Annotated in this window: 25 protein-coding genes; 8 read left to right on the forward strand and 17 right to left on the reverse strand. The window is 54.9% G+C overall.

Annotated elements, in window-relative coordinates:
* Positions 1-59 precede the first annotated feature (59 nt).
* A complete protein-coding gene (locus USG84_RS06305) occupies positions 60-1,112 on the reverse strand; it encodes a TIGR01620 family protein (RefSeq protein WP_151413661.1) in 1,053 nt (350 codons plus the stop codon).
* Positions 1,109-2,506, reverse strand: a complete 1,398-nt coding sequence (locus tag USG84_RS06310; protein ID WP_253542183.1) for a YcjX family protein — start codon at positions 2,504-2,506, stop codon at positions 1,109-1,111. The genes USG84_RS06305 and USG84_RS06310 overlap by 4 nt, the downstream gene beginning before the upstream one ends.
* 155 nt (positions 2,507-2,661) lie before the next feature.
* Here USG84_RS06310 and USG84_RS06315 point away from each other — a divergent pair, with 155 nt between their 5' ends.
* Complete coding sequence (locus tag USG84_RS06315; protein ID WP_151413660.1) at positions 2,662-3,672, forward strand: LacI family DNA-binding transcriptional regulator; 1,011 nt, start codon at positions 2,662-2,664, stop codon at positions 3,670-3,672.
* A gap of 35 nt (positions 3,673-3,707) precedes the next feature.
* Here the strand turns inward: USG84_RS06315 and USG84_RS06320 are convergent, their stop codons facing one another.
* The 15 genes from USG84_RS06320 to pspA all read right to left on the reverse strand — a co-directional run bounded on the left by USG84_RS06320 (position 3,708) and on the right by pspA (position 18,134).
* Positions 3,708-4,622: an OmpG family monomeric porin gene (locus tag USG84_RS06320; protein WP_151413659.1), complete on the reverse strand. Its 915-nt coding sequence runs from the start codon at positions 4,620-4,622 to the stop codon at positions 3,708-3,710.
* A gap of 66 nt (positions 4,623-4,688) precedes the next feature.
* Positions 4,689-5,771 carry an ABC transporter ATP-binding protein gene (locus tag USG84_RS06325; RefSeq protein ID WP_061098026.1) on the reverse strand — a complete coding sequence of 361 codons (1,083 nt, stop codon included), beginning with the start codon at positions 5,769-5,771 and terminating at the stop codon, positions 4,689-4,691.
* 13 nt (positions 5,772-5,784) lie between these two features.
* Positions 5,785-6,450, reverse strand: coding sequence for a beta-phosphoglucomutase (gene pgmB / locus USG84_RS06330; RefSeq protein WP_253542186.1), 666 nt, complete (start codon positions 6,448-6,450; stop codon positions 5,785-5,787).
* On the reverse strand, positions 6,440-8,719 hold the full coding sequence (locus USG84_RS06335) for a glycoside hydrolase family 65 protein (RefSeq protein WP_320738213.1): 2,280 nt from the start codon (positions 8,717-8,719) through the stop codon (positions 6,440-6,442). The genes pgmB and USG84_RS06335 overlap by 11 nt, the downstream gene beginning before the upstream one ends.
* On the reverse strand, positions 8,713-9,771 hold the full coding sequence (locus USG84_RS06340) for a Gfo/Idh/MocA family protein (protein WP_253542191.1): 1,059 nt from the start codon (positions 9,769-9,771) through the stop codon (positions 8,713-8,715). Before USG84_RS06340 ends, USG84_RS06335 begins: the two co-directional genes overlap by 7 nt.
* An 11-nt stretch (positions 9,772-9,782) precedes the next feature.
* Complete coding sequence (locus tag USG84_RS06345; RefSeq protein ID WP_045260650.1) at positions 9,783-10,571, reverse strand: sugar phosphate isomerase/epimerase family protein; 789 nt, start codon at positions 10,569-10,571, stop codon at positions 9,783-9,785.
* Between the two features lie 17 nt (positions 10,572-10,588).
* Positions 10,589-11,641, reverse strand: a complete 1,053-nt coding sequence (locus tag USG84_RS06350) for a zinc-dependent alcohol dehydrogenase (protein ID WP_151413657.1) — start codon at positions 11,639-11,641, stop codon at positions 10,589-10,591.
* A gap of 29 nt (positions 11,642-11,670) precedes the next feature.
* Positions 11,671-12,513, reverse strand: a complete 843-nt coding sequence (locus USG84_RS06355; RefSeq protein ID WP_151413656.1) for a carbohydrate ABC transporter permease — start codon at positions 12,511-12,513, stop codon at positions 11,671-11,673.
* On the reverse strand, positions 12,500-13,381 hold the full coding sequence (locus tag USG84_RS06360) for a sugar ABC transporter permease (RefSeq protein WP_320738214.1): 882 nt from the start codon (positions 13,379-13,381) through the stop codon (positions 12,500-12,502). The genes USG84_RS06355 and USG84_RS06360 overlap by 14 nt, the downstream gene beginning before the upstream one ends.
* 22 nt (positions 13,382-13,403) lie before the next feature.
* A complete protein-coding gene (locus USG84_RS06365) occupies positions 13,404-14,696 on the reverse strand; it encodes an ABC transporter substrate-binding protein (protein WP_253542194.1) in 1,293 nt (430 codons plus the stop codon).
* Between the two features lie 13 nt (positions 14,697-14,709).
* Positions 14,710-16,407: a sugar phosphorylase gene (locus USG84_RS06370; protein ID WP_151413655.1), complete on the reverse strand. Its 1,698-nt coding sequence runs from the start codon at positions 16,405-16,407 to the stop codon at positions 14,710-14,712.
* A 184-nt stretch (positions 16,408-16,591) separates the two neighbouring features.
* Complete coding sequence (gene pspD, locus USG84_RS06375; RefSeq protein WP_028013376.1) at positions 16,592-16,816, reverse strand: phage shock protein PspD; 225 nt, start codon at positions 16,814-16,816, stop codon at positions 16,592-16,594.
* A gap of 12 nt (positions 16,817-16,828) precedes the next feature.
* On the reverse strand, positions 16,829-17,188 hold the full coding sequence (gene pspC / locus USG84_RS06380; RefSeq protein ID WP_116339527.1) for an envelope stress response membrane protein PspC: 360 nt from the start codon (positions 17,186-17,188) through the stop codon (positions 16,829-16,831).
* Positions 17,188-17,412: an envelope stress response membrane protein PspB gene (pspB, locus tag USG84_RS06385; protein ID WP_061098017.1), complete on the reverse strand. Its 225-nt coding sequence runs from the start codon at positions 17,410-17,412 to the stop codon at positions 17,188-17,190. The genes pspC and pspB overlap by 1 nt, the downstream gene beginning before the upstream one ends.
* Before the next feature lie 53 nt (positions 17,413-17,465).
* A complete protein-coding gene (pspA, locus tag USG84_RS06390) occupies positions 17,466-18,134 on the reverse strand; it encodes a phage shock protein PspA (RefSeq protein WP_061098016.1) in 669 nt (222 codons plus the stop codon).
* Between the two features lie 167 nt (positions 18,135-18,301).
* Between pspA and pspF the strand changes: the two genes are divergently transcribed.
* The 7 genes from pspF (at position 18,302) to USG84_RS06425 (ending at position 25,723) form a co-directional block, all read left to right on the forward strand.
* Entirely contained in the window at positions 18,302-19,279 is a 978-nt protein-coding gene (gene pspF, locus USG84_RS06395; RefSeq protein WP_151413654.1) for a phage shock protein operon transcriptional activator, read from the forward strand.
* Positions 19,280-19,367: 88 nt separating this feature from the next.
* Positions 19,368-21,008, forward strand: a complete 1,641-nt coding sequence (sapA, locus tag USG84_RS06400) for an ABC transporter substrate-binding protein SapA (RefSeq protein WP_061098014.1) — start codon at positions 19,368-19,370, stop codon at positions 21,006-21,008.
* A complete protein-coding gene (sapB, locus tag USG84_RS06405) occupies positions 21,005-21,970 on the forward strand; it encodes a putrescine export ABC transporter permease SapB (RefSeq protein WP_061098013.1) in 966 nt (321 codons plus the stop codon). The genes sapA and sapB overlap by 4 nt, the downstream gene beginning before the upstream one ends.
* Complete coding sequence (gene sapC, locus USG84_RS06410) at positions 21,957-22,847, forward strand: putrescine export ABC transporter permease SapC (protein WP_061098012.1); 891 nt, start codon at positions 21,957-21,959, stop codon at positions 22,845-22,847. The genes sapB and sapC overlap by 14 nt, the downstream gene beginning before the upstream one ends.
* Positions 22,847-23,839: a putrescine export ABC transporter ATP-binding protein SapD gene (gene sapD, locus USG84_RS06415; protein WP_028013384.1), complete on the forward strand. Its 993-nt coding sequence runs from the start codon at positions 22,847-22,849 to the stop codon at positions 23,837-23,839. The genes sapC and sapD overlap by 1 nt, the downstream gene beginning before the upstream one ends.
* Position 23,840: 1 nt before the next feature.
* Complete coding sequence (gene sapF, locus USG84_RS06420; RefSeq protein ID WP_028013385.1) at positions 23,841-24,647, forward strand: putrescine export ABC transporter ATP-binding protein SapF; 807 nt, start codon at positions 23,841-23,843, stop codon at positions 24,645-24,647.
* A gap of 161 nt (positions 24,648-24,808) precedes the next feature.
* Entirely contained in the window at positions 24,809-25,723 is a 915-nt protein-coding gene (locus USG84_RS06425; protein WP_151413652.1) for an ATP-grasp fold amidoligase family protein, read from the forward strand.
* Positions 25,724-25,728: the final 5 nt, after the last annotated feature.

A 25,728-nucleotide genomic window follows, 5' to 3' on the forward strand; every position in this document is an offset into this window, starting at 1 on the left:
TGAACCGGAAGATGGCTGTCAACAAATATTGACAGCCAGCACGATTAGTGAACAAAGCCTTAAGGAGACGGTTTTTTATTGAGCGTCTCTTTCAGCTGGCCGATCAGTTCACGCCTGAAATCACCCAGCCGCGGCTTATCGCCATCAATCCACGGCAGCGGGCGGCACACTTCCATCGCTTTGATACCCAAACGCGCCGTCAGTAAGCCTGCACCGATGCCCTGGGCTGCACGGGCTGAAAGACGCGCCGCCAGATCCTGCGACATCCAGTCCATTCCCACTTCGCGCACCAGCTCGCTCGCGCCCGCAAACGCGATATTGAGCAGGACCAGTTTGAACAGCCTGAGCCGGCTGTAGTAGCCCAGCTCTATGCCGTAAAGGTTCGCGATACGGTTGATGAGGCGCAGGTTACGCCAGGCGATAAAGGCCATATCCACCAGCGCCAGCGGGCTGACGGCAATCATCAGCGTGGATTCCGCCGCCGAGCGGCTAATCTCGCGTCGCGCCTGCGCGTCCAGCACCGGCTGAACCATATGGGAATAGAGCGTGACTACCTCCCGGTCGTTCTGGGTTTCATGGATGGCGGCATACCAGCGCTGGAGCGCCGGATGCGACTGATCGATACCGGCCTGGCTGGCCAGTTTTTCACAGAAGGCGCGGCCTTTACCGGTGCCGTGGCTGTGGAGAAGATCCCGCGCTTCATCACGCTCGTGCGCGCGCTGTCGCAAACGCCAGAGGCGGCGCCACTCGGTAGCAACCGATCCGACGCCCGCCCCCACGATGAGCGCGCCCGCGGCACATCCGCCCAGCGCGAACCAGTCCTGGGTTTGCCAGGCGTTCATCGCCCACTGTACGCCCTGCCCGACCACGCTGACGCCAAACAGCGCCAGACCGGCGGTGACCATCTTGCGCCACAGGCTGCGTTTAGGGCGCAGAGCGGCTTCCACGACCGCCTCCGCCGGACCGTCCTCGACGGCGGGATCGTCCGGCAGCGCAGGGGCAAAGTTCTCCGCCTGCGCGCCGCTGAACGTCTGCGCCGTTTTAAAGGCGTCCTGACGCTCGGGCTCAAGCGTTCCGGTAAAGTCTATGCGCGGTTTTAACGGTTCCGTCATCGCAATTTATCTCCAATCAAAAACTCCAGCGCCGCATCCAGACGGATGTGCGGTAACGGCCTGTCGACGCTCATGGTCTGAGGACGGAAGGCTTCAAACTGGAAGCCCTGGCTCTGCCAGAAGGCCTGACCCGGCAGCCGCGCGGGGACTTCGCCGGGATAGACGGTAAGCGGCTCTCCGTCACTGAGTCGATTCCCGCGTAATGCCGGTATTTTCTCGCCGTTAAGGTCAATCAGGCCGCTTTGGGTCGCCTGCACCGATGCGAGCCCAAGACAATCCATACTGATGCCTTCAAACGCGGCGTTTTGCCAGGCGTCCTGCACCAGCTGCTGCAGCAGAGAAACCATGTTGGCGTGCTGATCGACCGTGACGTGATCGGCCTTTGTTGCTGCAAACAGCAGCTTGTCGATCACCGGCGAAAACAGGCGACGGAACAGCGTCCGCTGCCCGTAGTGGAAACTCTGCATCAGCTGCGTCAGCGCGAGGCGCATATCGTTAAATGCCTGCGGCCCGCTGTTGAGCGGCTGCAGGCAATCCACCAGCACAATCTGGCGGTCGAAACGTAAAAAGTGGTTTTTATAAAAACCTTTGACCACCTTTTCACAGTAGTAATTGTAACGCTCGCGCAGCATGCCGGCGTTAGTGTGTTTGTCGGCCTGCGCCAGCTTCGACTCGCCTGCGCCGTCCACGTCCGGCCACGGGAAGAACTGCAGCGCGGGCGCGCCTGCTAAGTCACCCGGCAAGACAAAACGGCCCGGCTGGATGAAGTGCAGCCCTTCCTGTTTGCACTGATGCAGATAGGCCGTCCAGGCTTCAGCAATGGTCGCCAGACGGTTTTCATCCGCAGGCGCCAGCGGATCCAGGCCCTCGCACAGCTGTCGCCACTTCGTCGACCACTCTGCGCGTTGCCCCTGCAACAAGCCCGTCATTTGACGGGACCAGCTGAGGTAGTCCTGCGCCAGCATCGGCAGGTCGAGCAGCCATTCGCCGGGGTAATCGACGATTTCCAGATACAGGGTGGAGGTATCCTTAAAGTGACGTATCAGCGATTCATTAGAGCGAAAGCGCAGCGCAAGGCGAATTTCGCTGACGCCTCGCGTTGGCGTCGGCCACGCGGGCGGGTCGCCGTAAAGCTGCGCCAGCCCTTCGTCGTAGGTAAAACGCGGTATGCCAAAATCACGCTGAGGAACGCGCTTAACGCCCAGCAGACGCTCTTCGCGCACGGCGCTGAGCAATGGCAGGCGCGCGCCGGCGTGCAGGTTCAGCAACTGGTTTACCATCGCGGTGATGAACGCCGTCTTACCGCTGCGGCTCAGGCCGGTGACGGCCAGACGCAAATGTCGATCAACGCCGCGGTTCACCAGTGAATTGAGTTCGTTCTTAAATCGCTTCATCGCCATCCTTCATTGCCCGGAAGCCTGGAATGTATGGCTTCAGAATACAATAAATGGGGGCAGATCGTTGATTATCAATTCTTATTTATTGCTATTGCCGTTTTCTCTCCAGTAAGATGAACGACATTGCTGTCAGTCCGGAGTGAGTAAGGTGTATGTCACCCACCATCTATGATATCGCACGGGTTGCGGGCGTATCGAAATCAACCGTTTCCCGCGTTCTGAATAAACAAACGAATATTTCCCCTGAAGCGCGAGACAAAGTGCTGAAGGCGATAGACGAATTAAATTATCAGCCCAACAAGCTGGCCCGCGCCCTGACCTCTTCTGGCTTTGATGCCATTATGGTTATTTCGACCCGCTCGACCAAAACCACTGCCGGTAACCCTTTTTTCTCCGATGTTCTTCACGCCATTACGGCAAAAGCGGAAGAGGAAGGGTTTGACGTTATTTTACAAACTTCGAAAAGCAGCGAGGACGATCTGCAGAAGTGCGTGGGAAAAATAAAGCAGAAGATGATCAAAGGGATCATCATGCTGAGTTCACCGGCAAACGAATCTTTTTTCACCACGCTGGACGAATACGGTGTGCCCGTGGTGGTTATTGGAAAAGTAGAAGGTAAGTTCCAGAATATTTATTCTGTTGATACGGACAATTTTCACGACAGCGCTATTCTGGTCGATTCGTTTATTAAACATGGACGAACAAAAATTGCCTGTCTGCATGCCCCGCTCGATTATCACGTTTCTATCGATCGCCTTGCGGGCTATAAATCCAGCCTTGAGAAGCAGGGTATCGCCATTAACCCGGACTGGGTCATTGATGGCGGATATACCCATGAAAGCGCGCTTGAGGCAGCCTGCAAATTACTCTCGTCTGACAACCCGCCCAATGCCGTTTTTGCTACTGACAGTATGAAATTGTTGGGTCTTTATCGTGCAGCGGATGAGTTAAATCTGATGGTTCCCGAGCAGGTTGCCATGGCAGGATACAGCGATCCGATGCTGTCTCTCGTTTTAACCCCTGCGCCAGGCGGGTTTGATATCCCGACGAGAAAGCTCGGCGAAGAGAGCTGCAACGTATTGTTTAAGCGTATTTCGGGTAAACCTGCGCCGCACAAGATTTTGGTTGATACGCATTTTTCGGATGCGGCTGCATTACGCTAAAAAAACCAGGGGCAAACGCCCCTGGTAAATCATTATTAGAACGCGTAGTTCACGCCGACACCCGCGTAGTGGAAGCGATCGCTCTCACCTTCATCGTGGTTTTCCCATTCGTAGGCATATTCCAGCGTCATGGATAAACCGTTGTTAAAATCATAGGCGTACAGCATACCCAGACGGTTGAAATCATGCCCTTCACGCGTTGGATCGTCCTGCCAGTCCCAGTTTGACCAGCGATCGAGACCCAGTCGGGTATAAGGGGTTAAGGTAGTCTGACCCAACGAAATTGGCAGATAGGCGCGAATTTCCTGGGTAGAAAACTCGCCGTTATTACGTGAGCTGTCCATATTGAAGCCGCGCTCTAAATAGTAATTCACTTTGGCGGAGACGGTTTCATTGATAGTCCAGGTAAAGCCCGTTTCGGTCTCGACGCGGCTGTCAGAATAGCCGGTTTTTTCCAGATCGTTGGCAAACTGATACATGGCAAACCAGCCGCCAAAGCGCCAGTCGTCGGTTAATTTAATATCCCAGTCAGGCTGAACTTTGTAGCGCTGCATATTAGCGCTGCCGTCTTTGGCACCGTGTTCATCTTTAAAGTGATAACCATAATTGCGGAAGCCACCCGTCAGACCGAAAGTAAAATCATCGGTACCGATAAAGCGATAGCGTAATTCAAATTCCGGACGATCGAAATAGGTGCCACGCGTCATGCTGCTATAATCAACCGGCCCTTCCTGATACATTGCCAGAGAGATTGTCCAGGCATCCCATGTTGCATTAAACCACACGGAGGGTTCGTATAATCCATCTTTATCGTCGCCCTGACCTTCGACGTTTTCAATTTCATACATGGCACCGATATTAAACTCCCACTGCTTTGCGGATTCTGTTGCTTGCGCGCAGCTAACCCCTGCGCACAGAACGAGCGCAGCACTTCTTAGTAGAGTACTCATTAAATATTCCCTTTATAATTAACAAACAAAAAAACCGGAAATTTGCATTTCCGGCAAACACCTTTCTTATCTAATAGCCGCTTCGGTATCGGCGTCGAAGAAATGGCACTTATTCATATCGAACTGAATGCCGATAGTATCTCCGGCTACGTAGTCATTGGCCGCGCCCGCACGGACAACCAGTTCATGTCCGCCCACGGTGGCATAAAGCATAAATTCGGCACCGGTCAGCTCAGCGACGCTGACTTTCGCCGTGATATCTTCTCCGCTGCTTTGCAGGGTAAGAATATCTTCCGGACGGATCCCGAAGACAACCGCTTTACGCTGGTAACCCTGCGCATTCAGTTCGGCCAGCTTGTCCTCAGGGATCTCCAGACGCAGCGTTTCCGTCACGAAATAGCGATCGTCGATAGCGCCACGAATGAAGTTCATCGCCGGAGAGCCAATGAACCCTGCGACAAACATATTGGCAGGCTCGTTGTACACCTGCTTCGGCGCACCCACCTGCTGAATGATGCCGTCTTTCAGGATCACGATGCGGGTTGCCATCGTCATGGCTTCCGTCTGGTCGTGCGTCACATAGATCATGGTGGTGTTAAGCTTCTGGTGCAGCTTGCTGATTTCGGCACGCATCTGCACGCGAAGCTTGGCATCGAGGTTGGATAACGGCTCATCCATCAGGAAGACGCCCGCTTCGCGCACGATCGCCCTGCCCAGCGCCACGCGCTGGCGCTGACCACCCGATAAAGCGCCAGGCTTACGCTTCAGGTATTCACGTAACCCCAAAATCTGCGCCGCCCAGTTAACGCGTTCTTCAATCACCGCGGGCGCTATTTTTTGCATTTTCAGGCCAAACGCCATGTTGTCGTAGACCGTCATGTGCGGATAAAGCGCGTAGTTCTGGAATACCATCGCGATATCGCGCGACTTGGCGGGCACGTCATTCATGCAAACGCCGTCGATAATCAGTTCACCCGCGCTGATCTCCTCAAGACCGGCAATCATTCGCAGGGTCGTGGATTTACCGCAGCCCGACGGACCGACGAAAACAATAAACTCTTTGTCTTCAATTTCGAGGTTGAAATCCTTAACCACGTGGACCTGGTTATCATAGATTTTCTGAATATGTTTCAGAGACAGTTGAGCCATAATTTATTCCTTATCAATACGCCCGGGACGCCCAGAATTCAGTGAGGCATTTCCAGGTCAGTTCCCGCGTTGAATGAAGTTGTAATCCCGCATGGTTAAGGCCAAGCCCAATCCCGACCGACAGCATTCCTGCGGCGTTGATTGCTTCAACACCCGCAGCGGCATCTTCAATGCCAATGGCCTCTTCAGGGCGCACATTCAGCCCCGCACAGGCCGCAAGGAAGATCTCCGGGTCCGGTTTTGAGCGGCTAATGCGGGAAGCATCGGCGCAAAAATCAAATGCCTGGTGAATCCCCAGCGCGTGCAAAATTCCTGGGGCATTGAGCGATACGGATGCCAGCCCAATTTTGACCTTCGCGGCACGGATCTCCCCCAGCACGTCGCGGATCCCCGGCAGCAGAGAATCCTGCGTCAGTGATGCCAGCGACTGGACGTAAAGCGCGTTTTTTTTCGTTGCAAGCGCCAGGCACTGCTCCTCGCTAAACATACCCGCTTTCCCGCCATGCATCAGAATGCGCTGGAGGGAATCCATGCGGCTTATCCCCTTCAGCTGTTCGTTAAAGACTTCATCAAAGGTGATGCCAATCTCTTCCGCCACGGCGCGCCACGCCAGAAAGTGCAGATGTGCGGTATCGGTGATCACACCGTCCAGATCGAATACGACAGCCTTAAGCGTCATGGTGCCCCTCCGTGGTAGCGGTCCCAAATGCGGATGCAGAAAAGTCCTTATAAGCGCAAACTTTTCGCTCCGATACGTGCAGCGTTTTGCCCCACAGCGTCAGCGTGGCAGGCGCGGTGGTTTCAATGGTTAACACCTCGTTTTCATACGTGAAGTGCATTGTTGCGTTCCGCCACCGCAGCGGGAAAGCGAGTTTCTGCCAGTGAGCAGGCAGTTTCGGCGCAAGATGCAGCTCCCCTTCAATGATTTGCAGGCCAGCAAACCCCTGAATGGCACCAGACCAGATCGCACCGGTGGCCGCGGCATGAATGCCCTCATCGCTGCTGTGCGGATCGCCGCCCAAATCAATGGCGATACCGTCGCGCCAGAAGGCATAGGCCCCCTGCGTATCACCGCAGCGCGCGAGCACAATCCCGTGAATGGCTTTGCTCAGGGACGAGTCATGGATCGTGCGTGGCTCATAGAACGCCAGATTGGCGGCGCATTGCTGCGGCGTAAACCGTTCCGGCAGCAGGTAGTTAAGCATCACCACATCGGCCTGCTTAAGGATCTGCATCTCGTTCACTTCCGCGCGGGAATAATCGAGCAGAATCGTCTGCTTACCCGCTTTGGCTTTGTAGCGGCTCAGATCGATAGCAGGTTTTGACATGAAGGTATCATCCTGCGGGATCACGCCGTCGGCATCGGCCTCTGGCAGCCATAAGCGCGCCAGGAACAGCGTGGCATTCTCCGTGAAACGCACATCCTCACGCTCAAACATCGCCATAAACTGGCGCGCGCAGGCAACGTTGTGCCAGGCCAGATAGTTGGTGTAGGCGTTGTTGTTCACGTGCTCGGTGTATTCGTCCGGTCCGATCACGTCATGGATTTCCAGACGACCATTGATTTCCGTGGCGCGTCCCATCCAGAACAAGGCCGTTTCCATCAGCAGCGTCAGGCCTTCGTTACGCATAAAGGCATCATCGTGCGTCGCCTGCCAGTAAGCGACGACCGCCCAGGCGATATCTGCCACGATATGATGTTCAGCGAGTGCAGAAGCCACCTTCTGGCGTACCCCGGTGCGGATGTTGATCGCCGCGAACTCCGGCGTCTCTTCCTCTCCGCTTGCGGCGCTTTCCCACGGGAACAGCGCGCCAGGCCAGCCGTTACGACGGGCTTTTGCCCGGGCGCCTGAGAGGTTAAGCCAGCGATAACGCAAAAGGCTACGGGCAATCTGCGGGCGGGTAAACAGATGGAAAGGCAGCAGGAAAATTTCGGTATCCCAGAAAACGTGGCCCTTATACCCCTCTCCCGTCAGCCCTTTTGCAGCAATACTGCTTCGCTCATCATGGGCAGGCGTCATTGTGGTCAGATGCCAGACAGCATAATCCAGCGCCATCTGATCCTGATGTTCAGCGGAAGTCACTTCCACCCGCGCGTCACGCCAGACGTCTTTCCACGCATACGCTGAGCTTTCAAGCAACGCGTCGTAGCCTCTTGCGGCAGAGACTTTGAGATCGGCCAGCGCGTTGCGCGCGAAAGACTCCTGTGACAGCGATTTATCACTGCGATGCGTCAGCCAGACGATTTTCTCAAGCGTGACAGTGTCACCCTGCGCAATCGTCAGCGAATGGTGAACGCTGAGACGACGGTTTTTGGCGGTGAAGCAGCTGTCGCTCTTCGCTGAGAGCTGACAAAACGCCGAAACAACAACCTCAGACGCCCGGTCCTGCGTTTCATACACGCCCTGCATGTAGTGCTGGTCAAAGACCCTGACCGAGATTTCATCCAGATGCTGTCTGCCGCTGTTCGTTTGTGTTGCGTCAATGCCGGTTTTCAGCACCGCCTGCGTGGCGCCATCAAGGGGCGTGATCGAGAGCTGCATAGCCACTAATGGCAGCTGGTCCAGCGACACAAAACGACGACTCTCCAGCCGATAGCGCTTCCCATTGGGTGAACGCCAGACAACGTTACGATGCAGTTCGCCGTTCGCAAAGGCCAGCTCGCGCTGCCACTCAAGGATGTCCCCTGAAAGGAGGGTGAAATCGATGCCATCCAGCTCAACATCAATCCCGATGATATCCGGCAGATTGACCAGTTCAGTGGTCTCGTTGCGCCCCGCGCGATGATACAGCCCCGCGAGGTACATGCCTCTGGTCTGCTGGGTGTAATCTTCTTCGTGCGCAGCGCGAATGCCCATGTAGCCGTTACCGCAGGCCATGACAGAGGCGTATTTGTTCAGGCTGTGAGGACAAAAGCCCGGATCGGTTAATACAGACACGTTCAGCATAATGTCACGCTTTCCCCTGTTTCTGCTGATTCATACAGCGCGGCGACAAGCTGCTGAATAACCAGTCCCTGTTCTGCATCGGCAATCATGACGGGCTCTCCCTGCACATGGCGCACAAAGGCATCCATGCTGCGCAGATGGCGCTGATCGTCCGCCTCTTCACGCTGGGTAAGGGTTTCTAAAACACCGGCTTCGTCGTTGTAGATGTGCGCCGGGAAAAGCGTTGCCCCCGCCTTTTCACCGCAGAAAGAGACGTTCATGATCGACTGCTCGCGAATGTTAAGCGCAAAGGAGGTGTCCAGACGCAGAATGCCGCCGTTGCAGAATTCAATCGTGCCAAACAGGGCATCTTCCACGGTAAATTGCGTTGGGTCCCACTCGCCAAACTGACCGGTGCTTTTACGGTTTCCCAGCCTCTGGAAGCTGTACGCGGTCACCCGTTTTACCGCAGGGAAACCCAGGACATACATTGCGGCGTCAAGCATATGAATGCCGATATCAATCAGCGGTCCGCCACCCTGTAACGATTTGTTGGTAAAAACGCCCCACCCCGGTACACCGCAGCGGCGCAGCGCCTGCGCCGAGGTAAAGTAAACTTCACCGAGCGTCCCGTTCATTACCGCATCACGCAGCAGTTGGGTATCCAGGGCAAAGCGATGGTGAAAATCATACGCCAGGACTTTTCCTGCCCTGCGCGCCGCAATGCGCATCTGGTCGGCCTGTTCCGGCGTCATCGCCGGGGGCTTTTCACACATAACGTGACAACCTGCTGCAAGGGCTGCCATTACGTGTTCAAAATGGAACCGGTTGGGCGAACAGACGCTCACCACATCCGGTTTTACTGCCTGCAACATCTCGTGAGCGTCCTGCCATGCCGATGGAATAGCATAACGTTCCGCGAACGCCTGTGCCTGCTCAAGGCGGCTGTCCATGACAGCCACCATTTGAACATCACTGCGCGTGGCGTAATACGAGGCATGCACTTTGTCCGCGACCTGCCCGGCGCCAATAATGGCGACGCGCAGAGGCGAAGGTGTAGAAGCACTCATCACGCTCGTCATCCTTAGCATTCACGCAAATAAGTGAGAGAGTCCTGATAAGCCTTAGCCGGATCCTCGGCGCGAACGCGGCATTCATACACCACGTATCCCTGATAGTTATCGGCACGCAGCTGGTCGAACAGGCTGGCAAAATCGAGGCTGCCGCTGCCCGGCTGATAGCGATGATTATCTGCAATGTGCACATGACCCAGCAGATCGCGGTTCTGATGCAGCGCGTCCGTCAGCGAGTCTTCTTCAATGTTCATGTGATAGAAGTCGCCGATGATCTGCACGTGCTTCAGGCCGTTCTCTTCGATATAACGACGCGCGTCTGCCAGGGTGTTGATCATATGATCCTGGTAGCGGTTCAGCGGCTCCAGGTAGACGGTAGTGCCGGTGCGCGCCGCCACTTCATCCAGCCAGCGCAGCGAGGCGCTAACCGCTTTGCGGTCACCGTCCAGGCTGCGTGGGGAGGTCATTGGCGGTAAACGGAAGGTAAACATGCCCCAGGCAGCAGGCACGATAATGCCCTTTCCGCCGACTTCCGCCAGCGCTTCCAGAATGCGTTCGATCTGCTGTAACCCGTTCAGACGGCGTTCTTCGATGAAATCACCGATCCAGCCATCGTATCCGCCACATGCTGTCGTCACCGGCAGGCCAGTAGCTTTGATAGCGGCTTTCACTTCGTCGAGGTTTTCCACCAGCAGGCGGCCGTCAATTTCATAGCCATCAAAACCCATCGCTTTGATGTACTCGAATTTTTCCATGATGTTGGTCGGGAAAAAGGCCTGGTTTTGTGTTGCGATCTTCATGATTTGCTGTCCTTAGCTTAAAAAGTGACGCCCATTTTGATACTGAGTTCAGGATGCTGATCGACATACTTCATATAGCTTTCCGGGCTGGTGGCGAAGGTCACGACCGGGTCGATCAGATCGTCACAGTTCAGATAACCGTTCATCAGCAATTCCCAGCAGGTCTCTTCGATACGCTTGCGGCTCCAGCGCGGATAGTCCGGGTTGGGTTCACTGCAGGCGCGGGAGAAGACAATCTTCGCGTTGTTGAAATGTGCTTCGCGGCCGAGGTTGAAACCCGCGGCAAACGGCTTGGCGAACGCCACGTAGGAGATGGTGCCGCCGTAGGCAAGTCCGCGCAGCGCGGACTGCAGCGCATCCGCAAAGCCGCTGGTTTCGATGATCACGTCCGCGCCCTGCTTCCCGGTCAGCTTCTTGATTTCCAGACCGACATCGGTACCGATTGGGTTCAGACAGTGGTCCGCGCCGTGACGGCGAGCGATCTCACAGCGGTGTTCGATCGGATCAACGCCGATAACCACAGACGCACCGGCTTTTTTCGCCAGCTGAATCGCAATCTGCCCGATGGCTCCCAGACCGACCACGACGACAAAGTCACCCACGCGGACGTTGGCATCACGCACGCCGCTCATGGCGAACTGTGCCGGATCGTAGCAAACGGCATTCTTCCAGGACGCGCCCTGCGGCATTTTACGCAGCTTATAGTTGTTCACTGCGTTAACGATGACCGTCTCCTGCAGCGGGCCGTAGCAGCAGACGCTGTCGCCGATCTGGTATTCCGTCACGTCTGCACCGCATTCAATAATGTCGCCAACGATCATGTTGCCCAGCTGGAACTTACCGAATTCGATACCGCGCGCAGCGCCCTCTTCACGCGGCGTGAACATCTGCCACTCTGCGTTGAACTCTTCATCAATAAACGGGCTTGCCGCGCGGAAATCCACGACTTCCGTACCGTGCTTCGGGGCGCCAAAGCGGGCGCGAATTTTCACTTCATGTGCTTCCACAGCACGGTCTTCATATTCCACCAGCGCCGCCACGCGTGGCGCTGTCGCAACTAACTTCTTCATAACTTGCTCCTGATAAAAAATTGGCCGCCTTAGCCCTTGACGCCACCGGCGGTCAAACCACTTTTAATAAAACGTTCAGAGAGTGCGTACATGATGACCACAGGAAGCGCCGTCACCAGCGATGCCGCCATCATGCGACCCCAGATATAATCTGGCGTACTAAAGAGCGTGTTCAGCCCGACCGGCAGGGTAAAGTTGCTGGCACTGGACAGGAAAATGGAGGCAAACAGGTAGTCGTTCCATGCCACCATGAAGCAGTAAACAAACACCGACACGAGACCGGAAATGGCCAGCGGCACGGTAATGCGGAAGATGATTTGCAGTCGGTTCAGACCATCCATCATCGCGGCCTCTTCTATTTCGTCCGGAATGGTGTCGAAATAGCTGCGCAGCATGAATACCGCCGTAGGCAATGTCTGGGTCACCATGGTGATGATCAGCGCCAGTTCAGTGTCGTAAATGCCGAGCGCGGTAATGATTTTGAACAGCGGCACCACCAGCAATATCCCGGAGAACATATAGACGGTGTAGAAGCTCGCGTTGATCGTCGTGCGTCCTTTAAAACGCAGCTTGGACAAGGCGTAAGCGCCCAGCGTGCCGAGAAACACCGCAATTACCGACGACGTCAGCGACACCACCATGCTGTTGCGGAAGTAATCCACAAACGGGAAGATCAGCGGGTTAAAGATGTCGACGTAATGCTGAAGCGTCCACGCCTGCGGCAGAATAGTCGGATTCAGCGATATGGCCTCTTTCGCGCTCTTGAATGACGTCATCAGCATCACGAAGAACGGGAACAGCGTGATAATCAGAAATACCGCCAGCCCCAGATAGAAACCAATACGGCCCAGTATGCGTTTATTTGTTGCCATTGAGGTTTACCCTTTTTCTGGTCAGCAGAATGACGGCGAAGATGATCACAAACAGCACAACGGAAATGGCGGCTGCTTTACCCAGATCGTTGAATGCAAAGGCGGTTTTATAGAGATACACGCCCAGAATATCGACCTTCGTGGTCAGCAGATAAACATCCGCAAACATGTAGAACATCCAGATAGTTCGCAGCGTGACCACCCTTGCCAGTACGGGCATGATGGCGGGCAACGTGACGATACGGAAACGCTGCCAGGCGTTGGCTCCGTCCATCTCTGCCGCTTCATACAGCGATTTATCAATGGTCTGCAAAATCGCCAGGAATGAGATAAAGGCATACGGGAAGTAGCGCCAGATGGCGAACAGCACCACCAGCACGAAGCTGCTGCCAGGGTTGTCGAACCAGAGCGGCGCCTGGTCATACAGATGCAGCAGATCGACGCCCAGATAGTTCACAATGCCGTAGCCGTTGTTGAACATGTATTTCCAGGCAAACACCAGGGAAATAGACGGCGTCACGTAGGATAAAATCACCAGCGAACGCGCCGTCTTCCGCAGACGGAACTCACGGTTAAAGAAGATGGCGACGGCAAGCCCCAGCCCGGTACTGCCGAGCACGACCAGCGCCGTGTACCAGAACGTCATCCACAGCGAGTGCCAGAACGCAGCATCCCCAAGAATACGAATGTAGTTATCCAGGCCGACGAACACCGCATCAATACGCGGGTTAAGCGGCAGACGTAAAAAACTGATTTCAATATTGGAAATCATTGGCCAGGCCACCAGGCCCCCCAGCAAAATCAGGCTGGGGGCCAACAGCAGCATGGCGAAAGGCATATCTGAACGACCAGAAAACAACGTCTTCATAATTTCCTTCCGCAGAGCGCTCCTATCGTTGTGAAATCAGGTCAGTCAGTCGCGTCTGGCTCTTGCTGAGCGTTGCGCTGAGATCTTGTTTACCCACAGTGACGTTATGCACCATGGAACTGATAATGCCGGACCCTGTCACATCGCCCATGCGCGTGAAGTTTTTGTCGCCGACAGCGCCAAATACCTGCACGTTCGGGAACTGGGCGATCAGTTCGTAAGGCAGTTGCCCAAACGCTTTAATCACGTCGTTGTTTTTCCAGGTATCGGTGCCTACCACCAGCGTGTTCACCGGCAGCGCCGCGCCCGGCGACATCATGACCCAGTCGGTTGCGTTTTGAGCCTGCTCCATCCACGTCACAAACTTTTCAGCCGCTTGCGTTTCTTCTTCGGTTTGGCCGGTGGTGATCGTCAGCGACGTGACCATGCCGTAAACGGCAGAGGACTTTTCTGTAGGCACGACGAAGCCAAGGTTGGCAGGGTTACCATCCTGGAATACCGCCGGCAGGATGTAGGTGGAATAGACGGCCATCGGCGCAGAACCGTTCATGAAGGCATCTTTGATCTCCATGACGTCGTTTGAGCCCGGCATGGTGGTCGCGGCCAGCGATTTATAGAACGCCAGCGCTTTCGCCATTTCAGGGGTATCAATTTCAACGTTTCCGTTGGCATCAAAAACGTTCGCGCCGCCGGACAGCGCAAACTGGGAGAACGCCTGCTCGGTCATGACGCTTTCCGCGGTAGGAAGTGCAATGCCGTAATGTTTGTTGGCCGGATCGTTAAGTTTCTGGCTGGCTTTCAGCAGCTGTTCCCAGTTATGCGGTTCCTGAATACCTGCAGCGGCAAGCACATCTTTGTGATACCAGACGCCGGACAGCCAGGCACTCATCGGCACGCCCGTCCAGGCGGTGCCGTCTTCGGTACGCACAACGCGCAGGATCCCGTCATAGAAGGTCTTTTCGCCTACCGCTTTAATGGCTTCACCGATAGCCTTGCGATCCAGCAGTTGTTCCTTATCCATGACTTTCGCGTAATCATGGCTGACTTCAATCACCTCAGGCAGCGCGCCCGTTCTGGCGAGCGTAATCACCTTGGTGTTGTAGGCGTCTTCTTCCACAGGCACCTGCTTCACCGTAATGCCAGGGTTTTCTTTTTCGAATTTTTCGATCAGCTTCGTAATAACCGCCTGACGCTCCTGCTCTACTGACGAGTGCATGAACTCAATGGTCACAGCAGACGCTTTATCATCCTTACAGCCTGATAACAGGGCGCACGAAACCAGTGCTGATAACAGCATAATTTTGGGCATTTTCATTTTAGGGTCCTTTTTAGTTTTCTTTAATCCACATAACCTGCCATGGATTGAGGGTCAGTTCTTTACCGCTAACAGCTTGTCCTGATAGTAATTCCATACCAGTAAGCGTGTCCCCATAAACGGTATGAACGTTATTACTAAAATTAAACAGGGCTGTAATTTTCTCACCGTTTTCAGCCACGCGAACAATTTTAAGAATTTGTTCATCCAGTGATTCAAAAAATGCCTGCGCATCAGGGTGAAACGCCCTTTCCCCACGACGAATCGCAATAAAGTCGCTTAAGCGGGAATAAATTTTATGACGAACGCTATTTTTATTATTAAGTTCGAGATCAACCTGACCTGCAGTATATTTCTTGCGGTTTATCGCGCGGTTATAGCCGAGGCGCTCGACCCCTTCATAATCGTTACGGGAGCCAAGAATGCTTTGAATATACACGGCAGGTACACCAGGGAAACTTAACAGCACCGCGTGCGCCAGAATAAAGCGCGCGATGCGTTCATCATCGGAACTGTTTTGCGCGCTTAACGCGTCAAGATAGGTCACATTGATTTCGTAAGGGCTACGCGTTCCGTCAGGATTATTTTTCCAGTTTACCAGCGCCCCTTCCTGCTGAAGTTTCTCAACCAGTGCGAGGATTTCTGATTCCGGCAGAATGCCGCGCAGCGGGTTCAGACCAATACCGTCATGAGACGCCAGGAAGTTGAACCAGGTCGTTTTTGTTGAAGGCAGCGCCAGCGACCCCGCCCACTGACAGAGAGCTTTAACATCCTGACGGTGCACAGCATGCAGCACCAACGGCGGCAAGGAGAACTGGTAGACCATCTGGGCTTCATTTTCACCGTCACCAAAATAAGAGATATTGTCCTTATGCGGAACGTTCGTCTCAGTAATGATTACGGTACCTGGCGCCACGGCCTCGGTAATAGCACGGAAAAGCTGGATGAGGCAGTGAGTCTGTTCCAGATGGATGCAGCTTGTTCCAGGGATCTTCCACATAAACCCGACGGCGTCCAGACGGATATAACGCGCCCCTTCCGCCAGGTAATGGAGCAGCACGTCAACCATCGCAATCAGCACCTGAGGCGAGGCGAAGTTGAGATCGATCTGGTCATCGCTGAAGGTGGTCCAAAGATGGCGCACGCTGCCATCATGTAGCGTAAATGACGTCAGCAACGGTAATGCGCGAGGACGCGTTACCGCAGATAAATCGGTTTCAGGATCGACAGCAATAAAGAAATCTTCGTAGCCAGGTTTCTGCGCAAGATAATTAGCAAACCATTCACTTTTTGCTGACATGTGGTTGCACACGAAATCAAACATTAAGCTGGCAGACTGTTTTAAATCGGCAACGTCTTGCCAGGTCCCGGTTTCAGGCGCAACGTTGTGGTAATCAATAACGGAAAATCCGTCATCAGAGGACCAAGGATAAAAAGGTAAAAGGTGGACATGGGAAAACGTGCGCGCGAGCCACTCATTATAAAAGCGGGTAAATACCGGCAACGCTTTCTCCCCTTTCGCGGAGAACTGATCGGCGTAGGTGATCAGAACAACGTCTTTTTCATCCCAGCCTGATTTACGCCTTTCTGTAATATCAACAGCAGCTTGTTCAAGCTTTGTTAATAACACTTTAAAATGTGCTTCAGAAAATGATTCACCGTAAATATGATTGATAAGATTTTTAATTTTTGCGTTCACATTATTTTCCATGGTAGCGGTCCCACGAAGGGCAATCTACTCTCCTGAAAAATATCTGTCAACGAACCGGGAGGCTGAAAAACGCAATTACAAAGCAGCTCTGTGCAGTAATGTGAGCTGCCGCAAAGAAAGTGAGGGAAAGGGATGAAATGTCGTTAGCCCTTCCGGGGAGAGAAAGGGCTAACGCGAGCGTGAATTATCGGGATAAGTAGCGGCGTGACAGCCGCTTTGCCGCTTTTTGCAACAGAGGTTCAAGCGCCACGGCCAGCAACATTCTGACCGGCTTGCGGGCAACAGATTTGATCGCCCAGCCCGCCACACCTGCCGGGCCGTAACGTAACGCCGTCATCAGAACCAGTTTACCTGCGATTTTCAGGCCGGGTTTTACCTTCTGACCGGCCTGTTGCCAGTTTTTCTTCATGTATATTCTCTCTTAAAGCTGACGAAAACGACTTCTCAGCGTAAAGGTATCGGATGTGACATAACGTTCCATCTCACGCAACCGCTTCTCACCGGCTGCCAATTGATCGTCAACCGCATTGAGAAGATCGTTACTGGTAGGCGCGCCTTCCGCAGCCAGTTCGCCTTCCGGCATCGGGTCAAGAACGAACGACAGAACGATGTATGCCACGAAAGTGATAAACGCCAGGCCGAAAAATATCGACAGTACCGTGACCACACGCACCAGCTTTACCGGAACGTCAAGATAATGGGCCAGCCCGGCGCAAACGCCGCGCACCATGCCCTGCTGTGGAATTCGCCACAATTTTTTGTTCAGATTCAGTCCTGACATTAACGGTCCCTCCAGTTAGGGTGTTCTGCATCCAGGATAGCTTCCAGCGCCTGAATGCGATCGCGCATCTTATTCGCCTGGTCGGTAAGCTGCGCCAGACGTTGTTGTTCACTCTGGGATAAATCGTCCCGCGATGAACGGTTGCTGTAGTGCAGCCATAGCCAAATCGGCAAAACAAACAGCACGAAAATCGTCAGGGGAATGGCCAGGAAAAGCGCGCTCATGTGTACTCCTTGTCGTCGGATGCTTAGCGGCACGCTCAGGTGCCGCAACATTATTATTGGTTATCTTGCTTCATTTTGGCTTTCAATGCCGCCAGCTGCTCGCTGATTTCATCGTCCGCTTTCAGGTCAGCAAACTGTTGATCCAGCGACTTTTGCTTACCCATGCTGTGGCTCTCTGCTTCCGCTTCCATCTGGTCGATACGACGCTCAAATGACTCAAAACGCGCCATGGCCTCATCCAGCTTGCCGCTGTCCAGCTGACGACGCACGTCGCGTGAAGAGCTTGCCGCCTGGTGACGCAGGGTCAGCGCCTGCTGACGCGCGCGGGTTTCGCTCAGTTTATTTTCGAGCTCACCAATCTCTTTCTTCATGCGGGTGAGCGTGTCGTCCACCAGCGTCACTTCATGCTCAAGCGTAGCGATCATGTCCGCCAGCTTCTGCTTTTCAATTAACGCCGCCCGAGCCAGATCTTCTTTATCTTTGCGCAGGGCGAGCTCCGCTTTTTCCTGCCATTCATTGAGCTGAGCGGTGGCCTGCTCAATACGGCGCGTTAACTGTTTTTTCTCAGCCAGCGCACGGGCGGAGGTAGAACGTACTTCAACCAGCGTGTCTTCCATCTCCTGAATCATCAGGCGCACCAGCTTCTGCGGATCTTCCGCTTTCTCCAGCAGCGAGTTGATGTTGGCGTTCACGATGTCGGCAAAACGAGAAAAAATACCCATAATCAAATCCTCATAGTTCTGTTATCGGGGCTATGCCCTGCTGTACTGATAATACAATTCCCGTGCCATTTTTTTATCTTATTGATTTTACACAGTGTGATTGATTTTTACTCACCACAGCACTATGCTGACCTGGTGAATATCGCTAAGGAGTGGTTAATTTCATCATGGCTCAATACAAAGATAACTTACTCGGCGAAGCCAACAGCTTTCTTGAGGTGCTGGAACAGGTTTCTCGCCTTGCGCCGCTCAACAAACCGGTGCTGATTATCGGCGAGCGCGGCACGGGTAAGGAACTGATTGCCAACCGTCTGCACTATTTATCCGGACGCTGGGACGGCCCCTTCATTTCTCTAAACTGTGCGGCACTGAATGAAAACCTGCTCGACACCGAGCTGTTCGGGCACGAGGCGGGCGCGTTTACCGGCGCTCAGAAGCGCCATCCAGGGCGTTTTGAACGCGCAGACGGCGGCACGCTGTTTCTTGATGAACTCGCCACCGCGCCGATGCTGGTGCAGGAAAAGCTGCTGCGCGTGATTGAGTATGGCGAACTGGAACGCGTCGGCGGCAGCCAGCCTCTACAGGTAAACGTACGTCTGGTGTGCGCCACCAACGCCAATCTGCCGGAGATGGTGGCAGAAGAAAAATTCCGTGCCGACCTGCTTGACCGCCTGGCCTTTGACGTCGTTCAGCTTCCTCCGCTGCGCGAGCGCAAAAGCGACATCATGCTGCTGGCAGACCAGTTTGCGATTCAGATGTGCCGCGAACTCGGTCTCCCCCTTTTCCCCGGCTTCAGCGATCGTGCGCGGGAGACGCTTCTGGCCTACCGCTGGCCGGGAAATATCCGCGAGCTGAAGAACGTCGTGGAGCGTTCTGTTTACCGCCACGGCAGCAGCGAGACGGAGCTGGACAATATCATTATCGATCCTTTTCAGCGCAGTGCGCCGCCGGTACCCGCGCCATCGTCTTCAGGCGACGCCCCCGCGCTCCCGCTGGATTTACGCCAGTTCCAGCACGAGCAGGAACAGCAGCTATTGGAGCAAAGCCTGAAGGCGGCGAAATATAACCAGAAACGGGCGGCCGAACTCCTGGGGCTGACCTACCATCAGTTACGGGCATTGCTCAAAAAGCATCAAATGCGCTGACAATATCGGCACTTGCCCGCAGACATTTTTACGAAGCAGGCGTAAGTGCGATACACTTTGCAGATCGAACCTAAAAACCTTAAAAATTATGCGTCTGGTTTTATCGTCCTTTTTTGCACTCGGTCTGTTCAGCGGCCTGGCGTTTGCTGCGCCCGGGCAGTCTACGCAGCCTGACATTCGTGACAGCGGCTTCGTCTATTGCGTAAGCGGCCAGGTGGATACCTTCAACCCGCAAAAAGCGGGAAGCGGCCTGATCGTGGATACGCTCGCCGCGCAGCTGTATGACCGCTTGCTTGATGTCGACCCGTACACCTACCGCCTGGTGCCTGAACTTGCGGAAAGCTGGGAAGTCCTGGACAACGGTGCAACCTACCGTTTTCGCCTGCGCGATGATGTCGCGTTTCAGCGTACGCCGTGGTTTACCCCAACGCGCAAGCTGAACGCGGATGACGTGGTCTTCACCTTCCAGCGTATCTTTAACCGTAACCATCCGTGGCATAACGTTAACGGGGATAATTTCCCCTATTTCGACAGCCTGCAGTTTGCCGACACCGTTAAAAGCGTGCGCAAGCTGGACAGCCGGACGGTTGAATTTACGCTGACGCGCCCGGATGCCTCCTTCCTCTGGCACCTGGCGACCCACTATGCGTCCGTTATGTCCGCCGAATACGCGGCGAAGCTGACGAAAAAAGATCGCCAGGAGCTGCTCGACCGCCAGCCGGTCGGTACCGGGCCGTTCCAGCTGGCCGAATACCGCGCGGGGCAATATATTCGCCTGCAGCGCCACGAACATTTCTGGCGGGGCACGCCGCTGATGCCGCAGGTGGTTGTCGATCTCGGTTCTGGCGGAACGGGACGGCTCTCGAAGCTGCTCACCGGGGAATGCGACGTGCTCGCCTGGCCCGCAGCAAGCCAGCTCACGATTTTGCGCGACGATCCGCGTCTGCGCCTGACGTTGCGCCCGGGGATGAACATCGCCTATCTGGCCTTTAACACCGATAAGCCGCCGTTGAACAACCCTGCCGTCCGCCACGCGCTGGCGCTGGCGATTAACAACCAGCGTCTGATGCAGTCGATCTACTACGGCACGGCGGAAACCGCCGCCTCAATATTACCGCGCGCCTCGTGGGCCTACGACGGTGAGGCTAAAATTACGGAATACAATCCGGCAAAAGCGCGTGAACAATTGAAGGCGCTGGGCGCGGAAAACCTGACGCTCCAGCTCTGGGTACCCACCAGCTCCCAGGCGTGGAACCCGAGCCCGCTGAAAACCGCGGAACTGCTGCAGGCGGATATGGCGCAGGTGGGCGTTAAAGTGATCATCGTACCGGTGGAGGGCCGTTTCCAGGAGGCGCGCCTGATGGACATGAATCACGACCTTACGCTGACCGGCTGGGCTACCGACAGTAACGATCCGGACAGCTTCTTCCGGCCGCTGCTGAGCTGTGCGGCGATCAATTCGCAGACCAACTACGCCCACTGGTGTAACCGGGAGTTCGACGCCGTGCTGCAAAAAGCGCTCTCTTCCCAACAGCTGGCCTCGCGCATTGACGCTTACGATGAAGCGCAGAAGATCCTCGCTGAGGAACTGCCCGTGCTGCCGCTGGCCTCTTCCCTGCGCCTTCAGGCCTATCGTTACGATATTAAAGGCCTTGTGCTGAGTCCGTTCGGCAACGCCTCGTTCGCCGGCGTGTCGCGCGAAAAAGAACAAGAGGTGAAAAAACCATGATTATTTTTACCTTACGTCGACTCCTGCTGCTGCTGGTGACGCTCTTTCTGCTGACCTTTGTCGGCTTCAGCCTGAGCTATTTTACGCCGCACGCCCCGCTTCAGGGATCATCGCTGTGGGATGCCTGGCTGTTCTGGTTTAACGGTCTGCTGCACTGGGATTTCGGCGTGTCGAGCATCAACGGGCAGCTTATCTCCGAGCAGCTGAAAGAGGTGTTCCCGGCCACGATGGAGCTGTGCATTCTGGCCTTCGGCTTTGCCCTGATGGTGGGTATTCCCGTGGGCATGCTGGCCGGGATCTACCGCAACAAATGGCAGGATAAGTTTATCAGCGCCCTCGCCCTGCTCGGCTTCTCTATCCCGGTATTCTGGCTGGCGCTGCTGCTGACGCTGTTCTTCTCGCTGACGATGGGCTGGCTGCCGGTTTCGGGTCGTTTTGACCTGCTCTATACCGTTAAAACGGTGACGGGTTTTGCCATCATTGACGCCTGGCTGTCCGATTCTGTCTGGCGCCATGAGATGATCGTCAGCGCCCTGCGCCATATGGTACTGCCGGTGCTGACGCTGGCGGTTGCGCCGACGACCGAGGTGATCCGCCTGATGCGACTGAGCACCATCGAGGTGTTTGAGCAGAACTATGTCAAAGCAGCCGCCACGCGCGGGTTGTCTCGCCTGACCATACTGCGCCGCAACGTCCTGCATAACGCGCTGCCGCCGGTTATTCCGCGTCTGGGATTACAGTTTTCCACCATGCTGACGCTGGCCATGATCACCGAAATGGTCTTTAGCTGGCCCGGGCTGGGGCGCTGGCTGATTAACGCCATCCGCCAGCAGGACTACGCCGCGATTTCTGCGGGTGTGATGGTGATTGGTTCGCTGGTCATTATTGTTAACGTGTTGTCCGATATTCTGGGTGCGATGGCTAACCCATTGAAGCATAAGGAATGGTATGCCTTACGATAACGTATACAGTGAAAAGCGCACGCCCGGTGCGCTGCGTACCGTGTGGCGTAAGTTCTATGGTGACACCACGGCAATGATCGGCCTTTATGGCTGTGCCGGTCTGGTATTGCTTTGCCTCTTTGGCTCGTGGTTTGCGCCTTACGGCATCGATCAGCAGTTCCTTGGCTATCAGCTGCTGCCGCCTTCCTGGTCTCGCTACGGCGAAGTCTCTTTCTTCCTCGGCACTGACGACCTCGGACGCGACGTGTTGAGCCGTCTGTTAAGCGGGGCTGCTCCGACGGTGGGCGGCGCGTTTGTCGTGACGCTCGCGGCGACGATCTGTGGACTGGCGCTCGGTATTTTCGCGGGCTCCACGCATGGCCTTCGCTCGGCGGTGCTGAACCACATTCTGGACACGCTGCTGTCGATTCCGTCTCTGCTGCTGGCAATCATCGTTGTTGCCTTTGCCGGTCCACATCTGTCGCATGCCATGTTCGCCGTCTGGCTGGCTATCCTGCCCCGTATCGTACGCTCGGTTTACAGCATGGTGCATGACGAGCTGGAAAAAGAGTATGTCGTTGCGGCCCGTCTGGACGGCGCGACGACCTTCAACATTTTGTGGTTTGCCGTTCTGCCAAACATCGCCGCCGGGCTGGTCACCGAGATCACCCGGGCGCTGTCGATGGCGATCCTGGACATCGCTGCGCTCGGCTTCCTCGACCTCGGCGCGCAGCTGCCGTCCCCTGAATGGGGGGCGATGCTCGGTGACGCGCTGGAGTTGATCTACGTGGCGCCGTGGACGGTCATGCTGCCGGGTGCGGCCATTATGGTAAGCGTATTGCTGATCAACCTGCTGGGCGACGGTATTCGCCGTGCAATTAACGCGGGGGTGCAATAATGCCGCTTCTTGATATTCGCAACCTCACCATTGAATTCAAAACCGGTGAAGGCTGGGTGAAAGCCGTCGATCGCATCAGCATTACTCTCGCCGAGGGCGAGATTCGCGGGCTGGTGGGTGAATCCGGTTCGGGGAAAAGCCTGATCGCCAAAGCGATCTGCGGCGTGGCGAAAGACAACTGGCGCGTGACCGCCGACCGTATGCGGTTCGACGATATCGACCTGCTGCGCCTCTCCCCGCGCGAGCGGCGTAAGCTGGTCGGCCATAACGTCTCGATGATTTTCCAGGAGCCACAGTCCTGTCTCGATCCGTCCGAGCGCGTGGGCAAACAGCTGATGCAGAACATTCCCGGCTGGACCTATAAAGGCCGCTGGTGGCAGCGTTTCGGCTGGCGCAAACGCCGCGCCATTGAGCTGCTGCACCGCGTCGGGATCAAAGATCATAAAGACGCGATGCGCAGCTTCCCGTATGAGCTGACCGATGGCGAGTGTCAGAAAGTGATGATTGCCATCGCGCTGGCTAATCAGCCGCGCTTGCTGATTGCGGATGAACCGACCAACGCGATGGAGCCGACCACGCAGGCGCAAATTTTCCGCCTGCTGTCGCGCCTGAACCAGAACAACAACACCACCATTTTGCTGATCAGCCATGACCTGCAAATGCTCAGCAAATGGGCGGATAAAATTGACGTGATGTACTGCGGGCAAACGGTCGAAACCGCTCCAAGTGAAGAGCTGATCGCCGCGCCGCACCATCCGTATACGCAGGCGCTTATCCGCGCCATTCCTGATTTTGGCAGCGCCATGCCGCACAAGAGCCGTCTGAATACCCTGCCCGGAGCGATTCCGCTGCTGGAATCGTTGCCGATAGGCTGTCGTCTGGGGCCGCGTTGTCCGTATGCTCAGCGTAAATGTATCGAGACGCCGCGCCTGACCGGCGCCAAAAATCATCTTTACGCCTGTCATTTCCCGCTGAACATGGAGAGAGAGTGAAATGGTCGAAACCTTGCTGGAAGTCCGCAATCTGAGTAAGACCTTTCGCTATCGTACGGGGCTGTTTCATCGTCAGACTGTCGAAGCGGTTAAGCCGCTGAGTTTTACCCTGCGTGAAAAACAGACGCTGGCGATCATCGGCGAAAACGGCTCCGGCAAATCCACGCTGGCGAAAATGCTTGCCGGCATGGTCGAGCCCACCGCCGGAGAAGTGTTGATTGACGATCATCCTCTGCAGTTTGGCGATTACTCTTTCCGCAGCCAGCGCATCCGCATGATCTTCCAGGATCCGTCTACCTCGCTTAATCCACGCCAGCGCATTTCGCAGATCCTTGATTTCCCTCTGCGCCTGAATACCGAACTGGAGCCAGAGGCGCGACGCAAGCGTATCTTCGAAACGCTGCGTATGGTTGGGCTGTTACCGGATCACGAAAGCTACTACCCGCATATGCTGGCCCCCGGTCAGAAACAGCGTCTGGGTCTGGCCCGTGCGTTGATTCTGCGCCCGAAAGTGATCGTTGCAGACGAAGCGCTTGCCTCGCTGGATATGTCGATGCGTTCGCAGCTGATTAACCTGATGCTCGAATTACAGGAAAAGCAGGGTATCTCCTATATCTACGTCACTCAGCATCTGGGGATGATGAAGCACATCAGCGACCAGGTGATGGTCATGCACCAGGGGGAAGTCGTCGAGCGCGGGAGCACGGCGGATGTGATGGCCTCCCCGCTTCATGAGCTGACGAAAAGGCTGATTGCCGGGCATTTCGGTGAAGCATTGACCGCCGATGCGTGGAGAAAAGACCGTTAAGTGCGGCGGTAAACACGTATTGCTCCGCTCAAATAAGGATTAAATAGCCTGCGTGCGCTATTTAATCCTTTTTATTTGTGTCTCCATCCCTGCTCCATATTTTAAGCAATATCAATCAATAGTTCTTCTCCAGAATACCGGGGCATTACGGAGGAGAAGAAATGAACACCACCACTTATGTTCTAAAATACACAGAGTATCTCATCAGAAAATGCCGCTCATATTTCATGACGGACCTGAATTTTCATACTGCAAGACTCAAAAAGATATCAGGCAGAAACCCTGACATTAAATCACCCACTACGTTGAGTGAAAAAATATGTCATCGCCTGGTCTATGACCATAATAATCTCTACACAATGCTTGCCGATAAACTCGCCGTCCGCGAATACGTTGCGTCCAGAACAACGCGAGTAAAAGCGGTGCCTTTGATTGGGGTATATCGCAGGTTTTCGCATATTGATTTTTCAACACTGCCCGATCAATTCGTCCTTAAGTGCAATCATGACAGTGGAAGCACAATAATCTGTACAAACAAAGACCAGTTCAATTACCGGCAGGCCCGAAAAAAGCTCACTCTCGCATTAAAGAAGAATTTGTATTACACCACGCGCGAGTGGCAATACAAAAATATTACACCCGTTATACTGTGTGAGCCTTATGTCGATCTTTTCAATAATGTGGACAGGAACAGCACGCCGGAAATGCTGCGAATTCACTGTTTTCACGGCGTCGCACACTATGTTGAGGCCGATTTTACGGATGACCGCGGCAGAGAGTTTATCAACGTCTACGACCGATACTGGAATTTACAGCCCTTCCAGATGGAATATCCTAATACGCCGGTAGCGCCTGGCGAGCCGAAATTGTTCCGAGAGGCTTTGCTGGCCGCTCAGGAGCTGGCGAATGGTCTTGACTACTGCCGCATTGACCTCATGTTGAAAAGCGATGAAATTTATTTCAGTGAAATAACCTTAAGCCCAAAACGGGGCAAACTGCGTATTACCCCTCTGGAGTGGGATACAAAATTAGGCGATATATGGCAGTTGCCGCTATCGGCGGGCAGGCCAGGCTGACCTGC

It is taken from the genome of Enterobacter sp. 168J2, from assembly GCF_034107265.1.
Classification (GTDB): domain Bacteria; phylum Pseudomonadota; class Gammaproteobacteria; order Enterobacterales; family Enterobacteriaceae; genus Enterobacter; species Enterobacter nematophilus.

Bases quoted from the DNA above. Each gene is read 5' to 3' on its own strand.
- USG84_RS06305 (WP_151413661.1), bottom strand. From the start codon at position 1,112: ATGACGGAACCGTTAAAACCGCGCATAGACTTTACCGGAACGCTTGAG.
- USG84_RS06310 (WP_253542183.1), bottom strand. From the start codon at position 2,506: ATGAAGCGATTTAAGAACGAACTCAATTCACTGGTGAACCGCGGCGTT.
- USG84_RS06315 (WP_151413660.1), top strand. From the start codon at position 2,662: ATGTCACCCACCATCTATGATATCGCACGGGTTGCGGGCGTATCGAAA.
- USG84_RS06320 (WP_151413659.1), bottom strand. From the start codon at position 4,622: ATGAGTACTCTACTAAGAAGTGCTGCGCTCGTTCTGTGCGCAGGGGTT.
- USG84_RS06325 (WP_061098026.1), bottom strand. From the start codon at position 5,771: ATGGCTCAACTGTCTCTGAAACATATTCAGAAAATCTATGATAACCAG.
- pgmB (WP_253542186.1), bottom strand. From the start codon at position 6,450: ATGACGCTTAAGGCTGTCGTATTCGATCTGGACGGTGTGATCACCGAT.
- USG84_RS06335 (WP_320738213.1), bottom strand. From the start codon at position 8,719: ATGCTGAACGTGTCTGTATTAACCGATCCGGGCTTTTGTCCTCACAGC.
- USG84_RS06345 (WP_045260650.1), bottom strand. From the start codon at position 10,571: ATGAAGATCGCAACACAAAACCAGGCCTTTTTCCCGACCAACATCATG.
- USG84_RS06350 (WP_151413657.1), bottom strand. From the start codon at position 11,641: ATGAAGAAGTTAGTTGCGACAGCGCCACGCGTGGCGGCGCTGGTGGAA.
- USG84_RS06355 (WP_151413656.1), bottom strand. From the start codon at position 12,513: ATGGCAACAAATAAACGCATACTGGGCCGTATTGGTTTCTATCTGGGG.
- USG84_RS06360 (WP_320738214.1), bottom strand. From the start codon at position 13,381: ATGAAGACGTTGTTTTCTGGTCGTTCAGATATGCCTTTCGCCATGCTG.
- USG84_RS06365 (WP_253542194.1), bottom strand. From the start codon at position 14,696: ATGAAAATGCCCAAAATTATGCTGTTATCAGCACTGGTTTCGTGCGCC.
- USG84_RS06370 (WP_151413655.1), bottom strand. From the start codon at position 16,407: ATGGAAAATAATGTGAACGCAAAAATTAAAAATCTTATCAATCATATT.
- pspD (WP_028013376.1), bottom strand. From the start codon at position 16,816: ATGAAGAAAAACTGGCAACAGGCCGGTCAGAAGGTAAAACCCGGCCTG.
- pspC (WP_116339527.1), bottom strand. From the start codon at position 17,188: ATGTCAGGACTGAATCTGAACAAAAAATTGTGGCGAATTCCACAGCAG.
- pspB (WP_061098017.1), bottom strand. From the start codon at position 17,412: ATGAGCGCGCTTTTCCTGGCCATTCCCCTGACGATTTTCGTGCTGTTT.
- pspA (WP_061098016.1), bottom strand. From the start codon at position 18,134: ATGGGTATTTTTTCTCGTTTTGCCGACATCGTGAACGCCAACATCAAC.
- pspF (WP_151413654.1), top strand. From the start codon at position 18,302: ATGGCTCAATACAAAGATAACTTACTCGGCGAAGCCAACAGCTTTCTT.
- sapA (WP_061098014.1), top strand. From the start codon at position 19,368: ATGCGTCTGGTTTTATCGTCCTTTTTTGCACTCGGTCTGTTCAGCGGC.
- sapB (WP_061098013.1), top strand. From the start codon at position 21,005: ATGATTATTTTTACCTTACGTCGACTCCTGCTGCTGCTGGTGACGCTC.
- sapC (WP_061098012.1), top strand. From the start codon at position 21,957: ATGCCTTACGATAACGTATACAGTGAAAAGCGCACGCCCGGTGCGCTG.
- sapD (WP_028013384.1), top strand. From the start codon at position 22,847: ATGCCGCTTCTTGATATTCGCAACCTCACCATTGAATTCAAAACCGGT.
- sapF (WP_028013385.1), top strand. From the start codon at position 23,841: ATGGTCGAAACCTTGCTGGAAGTCCGCAATCTGAGTAAGACCTTTCGC.
- USG84_RS06425 (WP_151413652.1), top strand. From the start codon at position 24,809: ATGAACACCACCACTTATGTTCTAAAATACACAGAGTATCTCATCAGA.